The sequence below is a fragment of the Lonsdalea quercina subsp. quercina genome (assembly GCF_000688695.1).
GTDB lineage: Bacteria > Pseudomonadota > Gammaproteobacteria > Enterobacterales > Enterobacteriaceae > Lonsdalea > Lonsdalea quercina_D.
In genome coordinates, this window is the sequence record NZ_JIBQ01000005.1 from 227,743 (window position 1) to 243,019 (window position 15,277).

At 56.4% G+C, this 15,277-nt stretch carries 15 protein-coding genes and 1 other RNA gene; 11 read left to right on the forward strand and 5 right to left on the reverse strand.

The window, feature by feature from the left end; genetic code table 11:
- Positions 1-51: 51 nt before the first annotated feature.
- Entirely contained in the window at positions 52-633 is a 582-nt protein-coding gene (locus SB13_RS06085) for a YecA/YgfB family protein (RefSeq protein ID WP_026739503.1), read from the reverse strand.
- A gap of 190 nt (positions 634-823) precedes the next feature.
- Here SB13_RS06085 and zapA point away from each other — a divergent pair, with 190 nt between their 5' ends.
- The 3 genes from zapA (at position 824) to SB13_RS06095 (ending at position 2,076) form a co-directional block, all read left to right on the forward strand.
- A complete protein-coding gene (zapA, locus tag SB13_RS06090) occupies positions 824-1,153 on the forward strand; it encodes a cell division protein ZapA (protein WP_026739504.1) in 330 nt (109 codons plus the stop codon).
- Between the two features lie 84 nt (positions 1,154-1,237).
- Positions 1,238-1,420: non-coding RNA, 6S RNA (gene ssrS / locus SB13_RS17215), on the forward strand.
- 38 nt (positions 1,421-1,458) lie between these two features.
- Positions 1,459-2,076 carry a 5-formyltetrahydrofolate cyclo-ligase gene (locus tag SB13_RS06095; protein WP_026739505.1) on the forward strand — a complete coding sequence of 206 codons (618 nt, stop codon included), beginning with the start codon at positions 1,459-1,461 and terminating at the stop codon, positions 2,074-2,076.
- Between the two features lie 12 nt (positions 2,077-2,088).
- On the opposite strand, the gene nadR is transcribed toward SB13_RS06095, so the two are convergent.
- The 3 genes from nadR to serB form a co-directional block, all read right to left on the reverse strand.
- A complete protein-coding gene (gene nadR / locus SB13_RS06100; protein WP_026739506.1) occupies positions 2,089-3,333 on the reverse strand; it encodes a multifunctional transcriptional regulator/nicotinamide-nucleotide adenylyltransferase/ribosylnicotinamide kinase NadR in 1,245 nt (414 codons plus the stop codon).
- 74 nt (positions 3,334-3,407) lie between these two features.
- Complete coding sequence (gene radA / locus SB13_RS06105; protein ID WP_026739507.1) at positions 3,408-4,796, reverse strand: DNA repair protein RadA; 1,389 nt, start codon at positions 4,794-4,796, stop codon at positions 3,408-3,410.
- 20 nt (positions 4,797-4,816) lie between these two features.
- Entirely contained in the window at positions 4,817-5,794 is a 978-nt protein-coding gene (gene serB / locus SB13_RS06110; RefSeq protein WP_026739508.1) for a phosphoserine phosphatase, read from the reverse strand.
- 140 nt (positions 5,795-5,934) lie between these two features.
- Between serB and SB13_RS06115 the strand changes: the two genes are divergently transcribed.
- From SB13_RS06115 to SB13_RS06145, 8 genes are all read left to right on the forward strand, one after another.
- Positions 5,935-6,615, forward strand: a complete 681-nt coding sequence (locus SB13_RS06115; protein ID WP_026739509.1) for a YtjB family periplasmic protein — start codon at positions 5,935-5,937, stop codon at positions 6,613-6,615.
- 267 nt (positions 6,616-6,882) lie between these two features.
- Entirely contained in the window at positions 6,883-8,472 is a 1,590-nt protein-coding gene (gene prfC, locus SB13_RS06120) for a peptide chain release factor 3 (RefSeq protein ID WP_026739510.1), read from the forward strand.
- Positions 8,473-8,869: 397 nt separating this feature from the next.
- Positions 8,870-9,487, forward strand: a complete 618-nt coding sequence (gene osmY / locus SB13_RS06125; protein WP_026739511.1) for a molecular chaperone OsmY — start codon at positions 8,870-8,872, stop codon at positions 9,485-9,487.
- A 249-nt stretch (positions 9,488-9,736) separates the two neighbouring features.
- Positions 9,737-9,898, forward strand: a complete 162-nt coding sequence (locus tag SB13_RS17220; RefSeq protein WP_071999747.1) for a DUF1328 domain-containing protein — start codon at positions 9,737-9,739, stop codon at positions 9,896-9,898.
- Between the two features lie 296 nt (positions 9,899-10,194).
- Entirely contained in the window at positions 10,195-11,064 is an 870-nt protein-coding gene (locus SB13_RS06130) for a TatD family hydrolase (RefSeq protein WP_026739512.1), read from the forward strand.
- Positions 11,065-11,458: 394 nt separating this feature from the next.
- Complete coding sequence (locus SB13_RS06135) at positions 11,459-12,730, forward strand: NupC/NupG family nucleoside CNT transporter (RefSeq protein WP_026739513.1); 1,272 nt, start codon at positions 11,459-11,461, stop codon at positions 12,728-12,730.
- Positions 12,731-12,820: 90 nt separating this feature from the next.
- Positions 12,821-13,543: a 4'-phosphopantetheinyl transferase family protein gene (locus tag SB13_RS06140; RefSeq protein WP_026739514.1), complete on the forward strand. Its 723-nt coding sequence runs from the start codon at positions 12,821-12,823 to the stop codon at positions 13,541-13,543.
- Positions 13,544-13,568: 25 nt separating this feature from the next.
- Positions 13,569-14,339: an SDR family oxidoreductase gene (locus tag SB13_RS06145; RefSeq protein WP_026739515.1), complete on the forward strand. Its 771-nt coding sequence runs from the start codon at positions 13,569-13,571 to the stop codon at positions 14,337-14,339.
- 238 nt (positions 14,340-14,577) lie between these two features.
- Here the strand turns inward: SB13_RS06145 and urtE are convergent, their stop codons facing one another.
- Positions 14,578-15,276: an urea ABC transporter ATP-binding subunit UrtE gene (gene urtE, locus SB13_RS06150; protein ID WP_026739516.1), complete on the reverse strand. Its 699-nt coding sequence runs from the start codon at positions 15,274-15,276 to the stop codon at positions 14,578-14,580.
- Between the last annotated feature and the right edge of the window lies 1 nt (position 15,277).

A 15,277-nucleotide genomic window follows, 5' to 3' on the forward strand; every position in this document is an offset into this window, starting at 1 on the left:
CTCCTGAATTGTCAGCGCCGTGCGCTGACCTGTAAGGCGGATAGCCGAACGTTAGTGCAGCGTCGGCTTTTGTTCGGGGGCGGTTACCACCGGATGCGTGAACTCGTTATGACACATTATGGCAGCAACCCGCACATATTCGACGACTTCTTCCAGCGACTGGGCCAGCTGGTCCTGATCTTCGTCTTCGTCATAGCCCAGCTGGGCGATGTTGCGCAGATCGTCAATCGCCTCTTTCAATTCGCCCTGCGTTTTATCCAGACGCGGCTGCACCACGCCCAGTCCGAGCAGGAAGTGGTTGACCCAGCCGGCCAGACCGTCGGCGCGTTCGAACACGGTCACGTTGTCTTGCGTGTCGTCCGGCAGGTACAGTTGAAACATAAAGCCTTCATCTTCCAGCGTATTGCGGGTGATCTGATAAATCTCCAGCAGCGGCTGCGCGAGCGCCTGCGGGAAAGAGAGGCCATCGTTGGTCAGTTCCGACACCAGCGTTTTCCAGCTGTCGTCGTGATTGCCGCCGCACAAAATGCCGCTAATCAAGCCGTGCATTTCCGCCGTCGTCAGGGCGACCTGGTGCTGTTGCAGTAGTTGTTCAGTGGCTTCATAGCCAGGGAGTTTGTTCTCTATAGACATGCGCATTCATCGTCGTTGCGGGGAGTTCGTGTTATGCTACCACCAAGCTCCGTTGCTATACCAGAAAGGGCTTGTATCTTCTATTTGGGGTATATATAGTAGCGCCCGCTTTTTACCTGGAAGGGCTGCCAGGCAGCGCCAGGTAATCAAACTGCGCGGGCGCGAAACGACACAAGGGCAGGAAGGTGGCATGTCTGCACAACCGGTAGATATTCAAATTTTTGGCCGTTCGTTAAGAGTGAATTGTCCGCCAGAACAACAGGATGCGTTGAATCAGGCTGCGGAAGATCTTAACCAGCGGTTGCAAGATCTTAAAGTTCGCACTAGAGTCACAAACACAGAGCAGCTGGTCTTTATCGCCGCGCTCAATGTGTGCCATGAGCTGGCGCAGGAACGGACAAAAACCCGTGACTATGCCTCCAATATGGAACAACGGATTCGCATGCTGCAGCAGACCATCGAACAGGCGCTGTTGGAGCAAGGCCGCATTACCGACCGTCAGGATGCCCAGTTTGAATAAGCGCGCATTTAGGTAAAAAGGTCGTGGATTGCGGGTAACAAAACGCTGTTATACATGTTAGGGTAACAGCGAGTAACGAATAAAATTTCTCTGAGATGTTTGCCAGCGGGCCAGTCCCCTGAGCCGATATTTACAACCAACAGAATGTTGTGCTTGTGGTTGGTGCGCATGCTCGGTCCGTCCGAGAAGCCTAAAAACTGCGACGTGACGTTCACCTTGAACCAAGGGTTCAAGGGTTACAGCCTGCGGCGGCATCTCGGAGATTCCTTCCTCTTATATCCTTTTCCTACAGGCTGATAATCGATATGCAGACGCCCGATTCTTCTGCCGATCGCTCCGCCGATCTTGACCGTCAGACCCTTCGCCAGCGTATACGCCAACGGCGCCGAGCGCTCAGCGCCGAACAGCAGGCGAGTTTCTCTCAACAGGCGGCGCAGCGCATCATCGCTCACCCTCGCATTCAGCAGGCCCGACATATAGCGGCGTATCTCTCATTTGACGGCGAGCTGGATACCGCTCCGTTAATTGATGCGCTCTGGCGGCAGGGCAAACAGGTCTACCTGCCCGTCTTGCATCCGTTCAGCGCCGGTCATCTGATGTTTCTGCGCTATGAACGTGACACGGAGCTGACGCTCAACCGGCTCAACATCTTAGAGCCGCGATTGGACGTACGTCAGGTATTGCCGACGCGCCAGCTGGATATCCTGTTTACGCCGCTGGTGGCGTTTGACGACAGGGGACAACGATTGGGCATGGGGGGCGGATTCTACGATCGTACGCTGGAACATTGGCAGGAGCGCGGGCCATATCCCATGGGGCTGGCTCACGATTGTCAGCGGGTCGAGCAGGTGCCGGCCGCCCACTGGGACGTACCGCTCCCGGAAATCCTCACGCCGTCCTGCGTATGGCAGTGGCCGGCGTGAAGCGCGCTGAGTTTAGTTCATGCTGCGACTGTCATGTCCCAGCATGTTCTGAACCAGTTCCACGCAGCGCAGGAAGCGGCTGTCATAGTCTGACTCCGTGACATAGACATAGTCGACGTTATTCTGCGCCAGCATCTCTTTCAGGAGATTTTGGAATTCTGAGCGGTCCGCCGTGCTGCCCAGGCTTCTCAGACCGTCCGCCACCCACGGCGTGTTGTTTTCCAATAAAATCACCAGATCGAAGCGGTACTCCTCAATCAGCGCCTGCACGAACGGGTGCTCGCGCCCTTCATATTTTTTACAAAAGGCCTGCGTGGTGATGAAATCGGTATCGATGAACGCCACTTTATTGGCATATTTCACTGAAAAATCAATGTACTTAGCCTGTCCTAGCGCGATTTTGTCGTAGTCGGAGTATTGCAAGGCCATTTCGTCGCCGCCCAGATGTGAAAACACGTAGTCACGACCGTATTCCCAGGCGCTAGTGGTGTTGAAGATATTGGACAACTTATTGACCAGCGTCGATTTTCCGCTGGACTCCCCCCCCAGAATCGCGACGGTGCGCACGAAGAAGGGTTTCACTTCCGTAGGAATATATTCCCAGTAGCGGAACGGATTCTGTCGGATCTGCGAGCCGCTGATATTCATGAACGAGCGCTTCGGGTCGACCAACACGGCGTCGATCCCCAGATGCGGTGCGTACTGCGGCGCGTCCTGCTCTTCGCTGGTGTAGACGAAGTTAGGTTCGATGCCTTTTTCCGCCATGAATTTTTTAATGCCCTGGCTCCAGACGTCCCAGCCATGCGGGTAGGGTTCCATGCCTTCTTCGTTAAAGGCGTGAATATGAATATTTTTCTGATACTTGAAGGTTTGCAGCAGCCAACGCAGGCGGTCGCTGACGGTCGGCTGCTGCGACATGGAGCTGTGTTCGAAGAGGGTGCGATCCCTTTCCTCGTCGAATCCCATGATGACATGCAGTTCATCCACCTGGCTGCAGGCGCGCTGGATGAGATAGATGTGGCCGGTATGCAGTGGGTAAAATTTACCGAACACGACCCCGATGCTTTTCTGGTGGTAGGGGAATTCCAGCCCCAGGAATCGATGCAGCGCTTCCAGCTTCTGCGCGCTGGGGCTTTTGATTTTGGCGTTCAGCAGTTGGCTAAGGTAGCCTTTCGTCATCCCGGTGGCGTCGGCAACCTGCTGTAGGGTACAGCCCTGTTGCCTGATAGCCGATTTGAGGTAATCGAATGGTGACATGATCCGGCGCTCCTTGTTTAGCTTACTAAACAAAATACCACAGTGGCCGGGTCATAATCCAAAGCTATCTGCCGTTAGAGTTCATCCAGAATGGCAAGCGCGTCCGCCAGCTTCTTGACGCCAAACACCTGCATGTTGGCCGGCGGCTTCTTGGGCATATTGGCAAAAGGCACGATCGCGCGCTTGAAGCCATGCTTGGCGGCTTCGGTGATCCGCTCCTGTCCGCTTGGCACCGGTCGGATCTCGCCGGCCAATCCGACTTCGCCAAAGACCACCAGATCCTGCGGCAGCGGGCGATCGCGCAGGCTGGAGACCAGCGACAGCAGCAGCGCCAGGTCGGCACTGGTTTCCGTGACCTTTACACCGCCCACGACGTTGACGAACACGTCCTGATCCGACATCTGCAGGCCGCCGTGGCGATGTAGAACCGCCAGCAGGATCGCCAGACGATTTTGCTCCAGCCCCACCGCGACCCGACGGGGGTTCGCCATCATCGAATGATCGACCAGCGCCTGAATCTCCACCAGCAGCGGCCGGGTGCCTTCCCATACCACCATCACCGAGCTGCCGGAGGTGATCTCGTCGCCCCGGCTCAGGAAAATGGCGGACGGGTTGCTGATTTCACGCAGTCCCTGTTCCGTCATGGCGAAAACGCCCAGTTCATTGACGGCGCCGAAACGGTTTTTATGGCTGCGCAGCGTGCGGAAACGGGAGTCCGCGTCGCCGTCCAGCAGTACGGAACAGTCAATGCAGTGCTCCAGCACCTTCGGACCCGCCAGCGAACCGTCTTTGGTGACGTGGCCGACCATCACGATCGCCACTCCGCGGGTTTTCGCGAAACGGGTCAGGTAGGCAGCGGTTTCACGCACCTGAGACACGCTGCCCGGCGAGGACTGGATATCGGATAGATGCATCACCTGAATGGAGTCGATGACCATCAGCTTCGGCTGTTCCTGCTCGGCGATCAGGCAGATCTGCTCGATGCTGGTTTCCGACAGCATGTTGAGATTCTGCGCGGGGAGGCCGAGCCGGTGCGCGCGCATCGCGACCTGCTGCAACGACTCTTCGCCCGTCACGTACAGGGTTTTCATCTGTTCGGACAGTTTGCACAGCGTTTGCAACAGCAGGGTACTTTTACCCGCGCCGGGGTTGCCGCCGATCAAAATGGCGCTGCCGGGCACGACACCCCCGCCCAGCACCCGGTCGAACTCCTGAAAGCCGGTAGAGAAGCGCGGCAGCGCTTCAAGACTGATTTCAGAGAGTTTCTGTACCCGGCTGCTGACCCCGGCGCTGTCGCCCGCATAGCTGGCGAAGCGGTCGCTACGCGCTGACGACGGCGCGGCCGCCAGACGAACCTCCGTGATGGTATTCCAGGCCTGACAGGCGCTGCATTGCCCCTGCCAGCGCGGATAATCAGCGCCGCACTCGTTGCAGACGAAGGCGCGTTTAGCGGCTTTTGCCACGGTTTACCTCACTTCTTTATTTAACGTTGTTCGTGTCGCAGGCTGCCGCTGAGAATACACAGCACGCCGGTCAAGTCCGCATAGCGGATGCTGGTTGACGTTTGGGCATAGACCTTGGGTTTGGCGTGATAGGCAATCCCAAGCCCCGCGGCTTTTATCATCAGAAGATCGTTGGCGCCGTCGCCGATGGCGATCGTCTGTTCCAAAGGAATCTCCAGTTTATCGGCCAACTGCCGCAGGGTGTCCGCCTTATATTGGGCGTCGACGATCGGGCCTTCCACTTCGCCCGTCAGTTTGCCGTCGCGCATGCCCAAGGAATTGGCGACAGCGGCGACCAGATCCAGTTTCGAGCGCAGATGATCGGCGAAAAAGGTAAAACCACCGGAGGCGATCGCCAGATGCCAACCGGCTTCCTGCAGCTGTTTCACCATCTGTTCCAGACCGGGCATCAGCGGGAGAGTGTCACGTACCTGCAACAGGATATTCGCGTCCGCGCCTTTCAGCGTGCCGACACGCTCGCGCAGGCTGGAAGAGAAATCCAGATCGCCTTGCATGGCGCGCTCGGTGATGGCCGCCACCCGATCGCCCACGCCCGCCAGACGGGCAATTTCATCAATNCACTCGATCTGGATCGCCGTGGAGTCCATATCCATGACCAGCAAACCGGGCGATCGCAGCGTCGGGTGATTGCCCATCGCCGCCACGTCCAGCCCCAGCGTGTGCGCCGACTCGGCGATATGTGGCGTCAGAATCCCCGCCAGTCGAACGACCTGATAGTCGCCCACGCTCCAGGCGCTGACGATGACCATGGGTTCGTCCAGCAGACGCTGCATGCGGGACAACGCGTTTTTGTCGAGGGTGTCGCCGTAGAGCAACCAGCCGGTATTGCCCGCTCGATAGTCCAGCGGCATGACTTCGTCACCGCTGAGCGATAGCGGCAAATTGGGCCAGCAATTGATCTCGACGGGCAGATCGCGATAGGTCAAACGGTTCGACATGGGGTAAATCCTTTCCTGCGGGTGTTGTGTTGACGACGTTGAACGGTCATAAAGAGGACAATGATAAAACAACGGAACAAGCTATCCTATCGTCAACGCTTCTGGCAACATTAAACTCTCCAAATCGCGCAGGTGTTCCCATGGTTCGGGCTCGGTTGAAATTTCGCTTACATCGTACGGCTATTGTGCTGATCTGTCTGGCTTTGCTGGTGATCCTGATGCAGGGATCGTCGTACTTTAGCCTCAGTCATCAGATGGCTCGTTCTGAACAGGTTGAAGAGCTGACACGGACGCTGACCCGTCAGGTCGCGTTCAGCCTGACTCCGTTGCTGGAAGGCAACGATGACAACAGCCAGCGGATCCACGACGTGTTGCTGAATCTGACCGATCGCAGCCGGATTCTGGATGCCGGCATCTATGCGCTGGACGGCACGCTGATATCGCGGGCCGGCGAGCAGATCCCTTTGCGTGACCGGCTGGCGCTCGATGGCAATCGCGCCGGGAGTTACTTCAACCATCAACTGGTGGAGCAGATCAACGGCAAGGATGGGCCGATTGGCTTTCTCCGTGTGACGCTGGACACCCACGTGCTGGCGACTGAAGCCAAGCAGGTGGACAACACGACTAACATTCTTCGGCTGATGATTTTGCTGGCGTTGGCCATCGGCATCATTCTGGCGCGTACGCTGTTGCAGCACCGCCGCTCCCGCTGGCAGCAGTCGCCCTATCTGCTGACCGCCAACACGCCGGTCGAAGATGACGATCCGGACAGCGACGACGAGAACGGCGAGATGCCGCGAGAGTCCGACTCACGTCGCTGAACGAAAACGCTATCTTCAATATTGCCCCCCTGATCACACCAACCGGTCCCGCTGCGCTCGCGGCGGACACGACGCTGACGTGAGGCTCGTTTGCCGATGTGGGGCGATAAACGGTAAAGAAAAGGCGCCTCTTTCAGTCACCGATTGTTTATGACCGGTAAATCAGAGAAAATGCCCCGCTTAACGATTGATTTCCGCTCTGCCTGACGTGACATCGCTGCGATCTGATGCTGACGCCGGGTGCTAACCTGAAGAAGCCTGAACAACATGTCTCCAAGTGAATTTGCCCGCGAAGTCTCGAAACGACGGACTTTTGCCATTATTTCCCACCCTGACGCCGGTAAAACCACCATCACGGAAAAGGTTTTGCTGTTCGGACAGGCGATCCAGACCGCCGGTACGGTAAAAGGCCGCGGCTCTAATCAGCACGCCAAATCCGACTGGATGGAAATGGAAAAACAGCGTGGTATCTCCATCACGACGTCTGTGATGCAGTTCCCGTATCGGGATAGCCTGGTCAACCTGCTGGATACCCCGGGGCATGAAGACTTCTCGGAAGATACCTATCGTACGCTGACCGCCGTCGACTGCTGTCTGATGGTGATTGATGCCGCGAAAGGGGTGGAAGATCGTACTCGTAAACTGATGGACGTCACCCGCCTGCGCGATACCCCGATTCTCACCTTTATGAACAAGCTCGACCGCGACATCCGCGATCCGATGGAGCTGTTGGACGAAGTGGAAAGCGAGCTGAACATCGCCTGTTCGCCTATCACCTGGCCTATCGGCTGCGGGAAGCTGTTTAAAGGGGTCTATCACCTCTATAAAGATGAAACCTACCTGTATCAGCGCGGGATGGGGCACACCATCCAGGAACTGCGCGTTATTAAAGGGCTGAATAACCCTGAGCTGGACAGTGAGATCGGCGAAGAGCTGGCGGCCCAGCTGCGCGAAGAGCTGGAACTGGTGCAGGGCGCTTCCAATGAATTCGAAGAAGAAGCTTTCCTGAGCGGCGACCTCACGCCGGTCTTCTTCGGCACCGCGCTGGGTAACTTCGGCGTTGACCACATGCTGGATGGGTTGGTCGACTGGGCGCCGACGCCGATGCCGCGTAACACCAACGTGCGCGAAGTGGTTGCGTCGGAAGAGAAATTCTCCGGTTTCGTCTTCAAGATCCAGGCCAATATGGACCCGAAACACCGTGACCGCGTGGCTTTCATGCGCGTCGTGTCAGGTAAATATGAAAAAGGGATGAAGCTGCGTCAGGTGCGGACCGGTAAAGATGTGACGATTGCGGATGCGCTGACCTTCATGGCGGGCGACCGTTCCCATGTGGAAGAGGCTTATCCCGGCGACATTATCGGCTTGCATAACCACGGCACCATTCAGATCGGCGATACGTTCACGCAGGGTGAAGACATGAAATTCACCGGTATTCCGAACTTCGCGCCTGAACTGTTCCGCCGCATTCGCCTGCGCGATCCGCTGAGGCAGAAACAGCTGCTGAAAGGATTGGTTCAGCTGTCCGAAGAGGGCGCGGTGCAGGTATTCCGTCCGTTGATCAATAACGATCTGATCGTGGGCGCGGTGGGGGTGCTGCAGTTTGATGTGGTCGTTGCCCGTCTGAAGACGGAGTACAACGTAGAAGCGGTTTATGAGTCGGTCAACGTCTCGACAGCACGCTGGGTGGAGTGCGACGACGTCAAAAAACTGGAAGAATTTAAGCGTAAGAACGAGCAGCATCTGGCGCTGGACGGCGGCGACAACCTCTCCTATGTGGCCCCAACGATGGTGAACCTGAACCTGACGCAGGAACGCTACCCGGACGTGCAGTTCCATAAAACGCGAGAACATTAATTCCCTGCTCAGAATTTACACAGATGACGCAAGCCAGGCACATGCCTGGCTTTTTGTTTTTTATTCATAAATTTCAATCAATTAAGAACAATCTTCTCATCATCAGGCGCCCTTTCGCCGCACAGACAAATCTGAATCTCTCGAATCTGCGGCCTTTTTCCTCCGGTTACCTGGGTTTTTATCCACAGTCGACTATAGTTAACTAGGTGTACGACATTTCTAGTTTGTTTCACTGTTAATTTAACGAGAGGTAGTGAGTTATATTGGAGTGCAGGTAATTCACGGCATGACAATCTATTCAATAGCCGATGACGGCTACGACGCACTAGCCTCGTGATTGACTCTTTATGAGCACATTCCGTGCAGTGAAATAGTGGCAACAAAAAGGAAGATCTAGATGAAAAAGACCAAGATTGCACAATCAGTAATGGCCGTTGTTCTGGGTACTATGTTGCTGGGCGGTCAGGCGATGGCACAAGAAACGTTCAGCCAGAAGGTGAAGAACGTGGCCGACACCACCGGACAGAAAGTCGATAGCTCCATGACTTCTGCAGGGAACTATCTGGATGACAGCACGATCACCGCCAAGGTGAAAAGCGCGCTGCTGGAAGATAAAACCATCGATAGCGGTGACATCTCCGTCGCAACCTCTAAAGGCGTCGTGACCCTGAGCGGCTTTGTCACCAGCCAGGACCTCTCTGCACACGCGGTCAGCATCGCGAGCAAGACCGAAGGCGTGAAGTCCGTCAGCGATAAGCTGCAGGTTAAAGATGAAAAAGGTTCCCAGACCGTCGGCGCTTATGCCGGGGACACGGTAACCACCAGCAAAGTCAAAGCGAAACTCCTGGCGGATAGCATCGTTCCGTCTCGCCACATCAAAGTTGAAACGCATGACGGTATTGTGCAGCTAACCGGTCAGGTATCGACGGCGGCACAGTCGGCTCAGGCGGAAAGTTTGGCCAAGGCTGTTGAAGGGGTCAAAAGCGTCAAGAACGACCTGACGGTGAAATCCTAATTCAGCTTCGACTCCGGGTTATGCCGTTCAACGGGTAACCCGCGATCACACCAGCGCGGCGGTCCTTTCTCCGCCGCGCCTGTCAGGACGACTCACCGACGGTATCTTCGCTCAGGGCGGCTTTGGCGCCATCCGACAAATGAGCGCGGTTTTGGGCTCATGACGCTGTCCCGTCGGATAGACGCGTTGCGTACCATGACGCAGGCTGCAATAACATCACTTTAATCACCGGATATTGAAGGAGAGCGTATGTTTCGTTGGGGTATTATTTTTCTGATTGTGGCGCTGATCGCCGCCGCGCTGGGTTTCGGCGGACTGGCGGGCGTAGCAGCGAGTGCCGCTAAAATTGTCTTCGTGATCGGTATCATTCTATTCCTGATCAGTCTCTTTATGGGACGGAAGCGACCCTAGGGATGGCGGCATGAGTTTGCTGCAAAGGATGTGAATTTCGGTCTGTTCTCCATCACGTCTGTTAACGCCGGCCCGGTATCCCTCAGGATGCGCGGGCCGGTTTTACGTCAGGCGGCCCATGCTTTTTTGTCATGCTCGATACTCCGAGGGGGTGGTGTCCCTTTTGCCAGCCTTCGTGGGTGAATCGAGAGGGGAATGCATGGGCGCCGCTGCCGGTCAGCCCTGTTGCAGAGGCATGACGCTCAGGCTCGGTAACTGCTATCCTCACATCCTCTTATTCAGCAAAGAGGTCGTAAATGCTCATGCCGGGTTCCGAACACACCGCCAGCCAGACCGACCTGCGCTCCCACGCGCCGGGTCCGCTGATAGATACCCACTGTCATTTTGACGTTCCGCTGTTTCTGGACGACGAGGCGGCCAGCGTGCGGCGCGCTCAGGACGCAGGCATTACCGACATCATCATCCCCGCAGTGGATTCCCATCATTTCGATCTCATCTTGCAACTCGCCCAACGGTGGCCTGGCCTGCATGCGGCGCTGGGATTGCATCCGTTGTACATCGCCCGTCATGACGACGAGGATTTGGCGTTGCTGGATGCCCGGTTGCAGTCGCACCGCAAAGAGGTGGTGGCGGTAGGTGAGGTGGGGCTGGATCTTTACATGGACGATCCGCAGTTCGATCGCCAGTGCCACTTTCTCGGCGAACAGCTGGCGCTGGCGCGTCGTCACAATCTGCCGGCGATACTGCACTCCCGGCGTACACATGACCGTCTGGCGGCGATACTGCGGCGATGCTCCCTGCCGCGTACGGGCGTTGTACACGGTTTTTCAGGCAGCTATGAGCAGGCGATGGCGTTCGTCCGGCTCGGCTATTGTATCGGCGTTGGGGGAACGATTACCTATCCGCGCGCCAGTAAAACGCGCAAGGCCATCGCGCAATTGCCGCTGGAATGTCTTTTGCTGGAGACGGACGCGCCGGATATGCCGGTGTATGGGCATCAGGGCGCGCCCAATCGCCCTGAGCGTATCCGCAACGTGTTATCTTCATTATGTGAACTGCGGGAAGAAACCCCGGCGCAAATCGTGGCGGCCTTATTGGCGAATACACGGCGTGTGTTCGATCTTGCGGATAAAGGCACAGGTCCTGCGGAGGTGAGTAAATCCTAATCAGATGTTATCAATGTTGAAAAATTTAACATTCAGTTTGACAATGCCGGAATAGTCGCTTTTTCTTTCTGCCAGACTCGTTCATTTTTCCCTTCTGTATCACTTTATCTCCCATCGTCAGATGGGTTTTTTTGTTTTATGACAATAGGTAACGTGATGAATAGTGGGTAGAAAGAAGGGGAATAATGCACTTTTATCCCAAAATATACAATATTTAAGAATATTTGACGTTTTTATTCATTTAATGTTGTATGCATCGTTGATTGCTGCCGATATGCCTTTTCGTCGCCTGGCTTCTCAGCTTGTTAAGTTTTCTAAGGCAAGGGATGCGCCCAGGCAGTAGCACATACTTTCTTATTCATTACTTTCTCTACTAAAGGGATTTTCCATGGAAATGTTGATGAGTCTGGTGGGGATGGCTGTATTGATCCTGGTCGGAATCATGCTGTCTCATAACCGTAGCGCAATAAACGTTCGTACGGTCATCGGCGCTTTTTTGATCCAAGTCTGCATTGGTGTGTTGGCGCTCTATGTTCCCTTGGGGCGTCAGGTTCTTGCCAGTATTACTTCCGGCGTAGGCAACGTCATCGCCTACGGCAATGACGGGATCGCGTTTATGTTCGGCGGTCTGGCCTCGGATAAAATGTTCGAGATCTTCGGCGGCGGCGGCTTTGTCTTTGCGCTGCGGGTACTGCCGATGATTGTTTTCTTCTCTTCTCTGATCGCGGTGCTCTACTACCTCGGCATCATGCAATGGGTCGTACGCCTGCTGGGTGGTAGCCTGCAGCTGCTGTTGCGGACCTCACGCACCGAATCTCTCTCCGCCACCGCGAATATCTTTGTCGGCATGACGGAAGCGCCGCTGGTGGTGCGTCCTTACATCGCGGGCATGACGCAGTCCGAACTGTTCGCCGTCATGTGCGGCGGACTGGCCTCTATCTCCGTCTCCGTTCTGGCGGGCTATGCGCAGATGGGCGTGCCGCTGGAGTATTTAATTGCCGCTTCCTTCATGGCCGCGCCTGGGAGTCTGCTGTTTGCCAAGCTGATTATGCCGGAAACGGAACAGACGCGTGACCGCGAGACCGTTCAAAATTTCGACGGCGAAGAACAAAAGCCGGGCAACGTCATCGACGCGGCGGCGGGCGGTGCGGCGTCGGGTTTGCAATTGGCGTTAAATGTTGGCGCAATGTTACTGGCTTTTATCGCTCTGATTGCTTTACTTAACGGTATCCTCAGCGGAGTTGGAGGCTGGTTCGATTACCCGCAGTTGTCTCTGGAGCTGGTTCTGGGCTGGATTTTTGCACCCGTGGCATTCCTGATCGGCGTGCCGTGGAGTGAAGCGACCGTTGCCGGATCGTTCATTGGACAGAAGCTGGTTGTTAATGAATTTGTGGCCTATTTGAATTTGAGCTCCTACCTCAAGCCTGACGATATCGTTGCGGCCTCCGGTTTACAGGTGCTGTCTACACACACTAAAGCGATTGTCTCGTTTGCTCTGTGCGGCTTCGCCAATTTGTCCTCTATCGCCATTCTCATCGGCGGTCTGGGCAGCATGGCCCCGAACAGACGTCAGGACATTGCCCGCTTCGGAATGAAAGCCATTGCGGCAGGAACGTTATCGAATCTGATGAGCGCCAGTATCGCCGGTTTCTTTCTGGCTTTGTGAGTAGTGTTTTACAGGGAGGTAGCGCTGCTGCATCTCTGTACTGTGAACTAGTGGCATATGCACTAGGTTCCGCTTGAAGAGTTAACGAATATGCTTTCTGTTTTTATAGAAGATATAGAGTGGGTTACGTTCCACCAGGCTGACAGCGAAGCTATTTACCCTGGGGTAGGGGCTCGCTGTCATTTTTCTCTGCGGACTTATCGTGATGATTTGTTCTTTCGAGCAGGGATTCCTTTCACAGCAGAAATTGCCCGCTCAGTGCCGAAGCGTCGGGCTGAGTATCTGGCTGGACGTTATCTCGCCCGCAGGGTGCTTGAACGCCTGGGGGTTGAACGATACACGTTGAAAAACGGCGAGGATCGTTCGCCGCAGTGGCCGGACTTTATCGTCGGATCACTGAGCCACAATGCAGACTCCGCGCTCTGCGCGGCGCACATGCGTCAGGATACGGCCTCCTACGTCGGATTGGATGTAGAAACGGTCATGAGCGAAGAGCGGGCGAATAGCCTATGGCCGGGCATCATCAACGATGAAGAGTTCGACTGGATGCATGAGGTTTTCCCCGGTCGCTTTTCCACGTTGTTGACGCTCACGTTTTCCGCCAAGGAAAGTTTGTATAAAGCGCTGTATCCGCAGGTAAAACACTATTTTGATTTTCTGGATGTCAAGATACTGGAACTGGATTGCGCGAGTCACTCTTTCACCTTGGAGCTGCTGTGCGACCTGTCGCCGGACTTCCTGCGAGGACGCCGCTTCAGCGGGACGTATCAACTGCGTGATAATGATGTGACAACCTTCATCTACCACCAGTGATGAATCGGGGGGCGGAGAGCTCAACATGCAGATGACGGGAAATACGTTGCTCATTACCGGCGGCGGCTCGGGAATAGGTCGCGGACTGGCGGAAGTTTTTCATCGGGCCGGGAACCAGGTCGTTATCGCGGGACGTGACGAGTCCCGTTTGCGCAAGGTCGCGTCCGCCCATGCGGGCATGGCGTATCTCGTGCTCGACCAGCGTTCGCCGGACGGCGTAGAAGCTTTTGTTCAGGCGCTGACGGCGCGTTTTCCGACGTTGAATGGGGTGATCAACAACGCAGGTATTCAGCGGCGGGAAAAGGTGACCGAGCGTGACTGGCAAACGGTGCAGGAGACGATCTCCACCAATCTGCTGGGGCCGATCTATCTGACCACCGCGTTGTTGCCGCATCTGCTTCGGCAACCTCGTGCGGCGATCCTTAACGTGACGTCCGAACTGGCGTTTCTGCCCCAGGCGGTCACGCCGACCTACTGCGCCAGCAAAGCCGCGCTGCACTCTTATACACAGTCGCTGCGTTTTCAGCTGCGCGATAGCGCGGTGCAAGTTATCGAGATCATCCCGCCCTGGGTGCAGACGGATTTGCAGGGCGAGCAGGGGCACGATCCGCGGGCGATGCCGCTCGACGCGTTTATCAGTGAGACGATGGCGTTGCTGCGGGATCGGCCGGAGGCGGAGGAGATCGTTGTCGCCCGCGCTCAACGCCTGCGCGATGCGCCCCGAAGCGACGATTACGACGCGCGGTTTCGCGCGTTCAACGCGCCGGAGCCTGAGTCTCCCGACGACCCAGATTGACGTGCCCTGGCGCCGTTTACGCGGGCCGGGCACCGTCTTTTCTCGCAGATTCTTTAGCCTCTTCCGGCCCGCACCGTGGGGAACAGACCGGCGCGGTCATGAATGACGCGTATATTCCCGAAACCTGCCTGGGTCAGTCGCCGCAACGTGATCTTTTCTGTGCGCATTGCGTTCCATGGTGTCCCCATGACCTGCATGAAAAGACCTTTCTGCAAGCGCGGCAGCGCCCCTCGCGCGGCTATATCGCGACCAGATGGCGCACGCCGTCTTTCTCCATGTCCGGCCCCAGACCGCGTTGGACGATCTCGCCCCGGGACATGACCAGATAACGATCGGCCAGCGCTGCGGCGAAGTCGTAGAATTGTTCGACCAACAAAATCCCCATATCTCCCCGTTGGGACAACTGTCGGATCACGGCGCCGATTTCTTTGATCACGGAAGGTTGGATACCTTCGGTGGGTTCATCGAGGATCAGCAACTGCGGTCGGCAGGCGAGGGCGCGGCCGATCGCCAACTGCTGCTGCTGGCCGCCGGATAGGTCGCCGCCGCGCCGCGCTTTCATCTCCTCCAGGACGGGAAACAGCCGGTAAATCTCTTCCGGAGCCGATCTGGCCAGCGCGCCGGAAAAACGCGCCAGACCCATCAGCAGATTCTCTTCCACCGTCAGACGTGGAAAGATCTCCCGGCCCTGCGGCACGTAGGCGATGCCAGCCTGGACCCGCTGATGCGGTTTACGGTGGTTGATGACGCGATCCTGCCAGCGGATCTCGCCGGATTTGGCCGGGATCAGGCCCATCAGGCATTTGAGCAGTGTCGTTTTGCCCACCCCGTTGCGCCCCAGCAGACAGGTGACTTCGCCGGGCCGGGCCTCGAACGACAGGCCGCGCAGGATGTGGCTGCCGCCGTAATATTGATTCAGTTCCGATACTTGTAACATG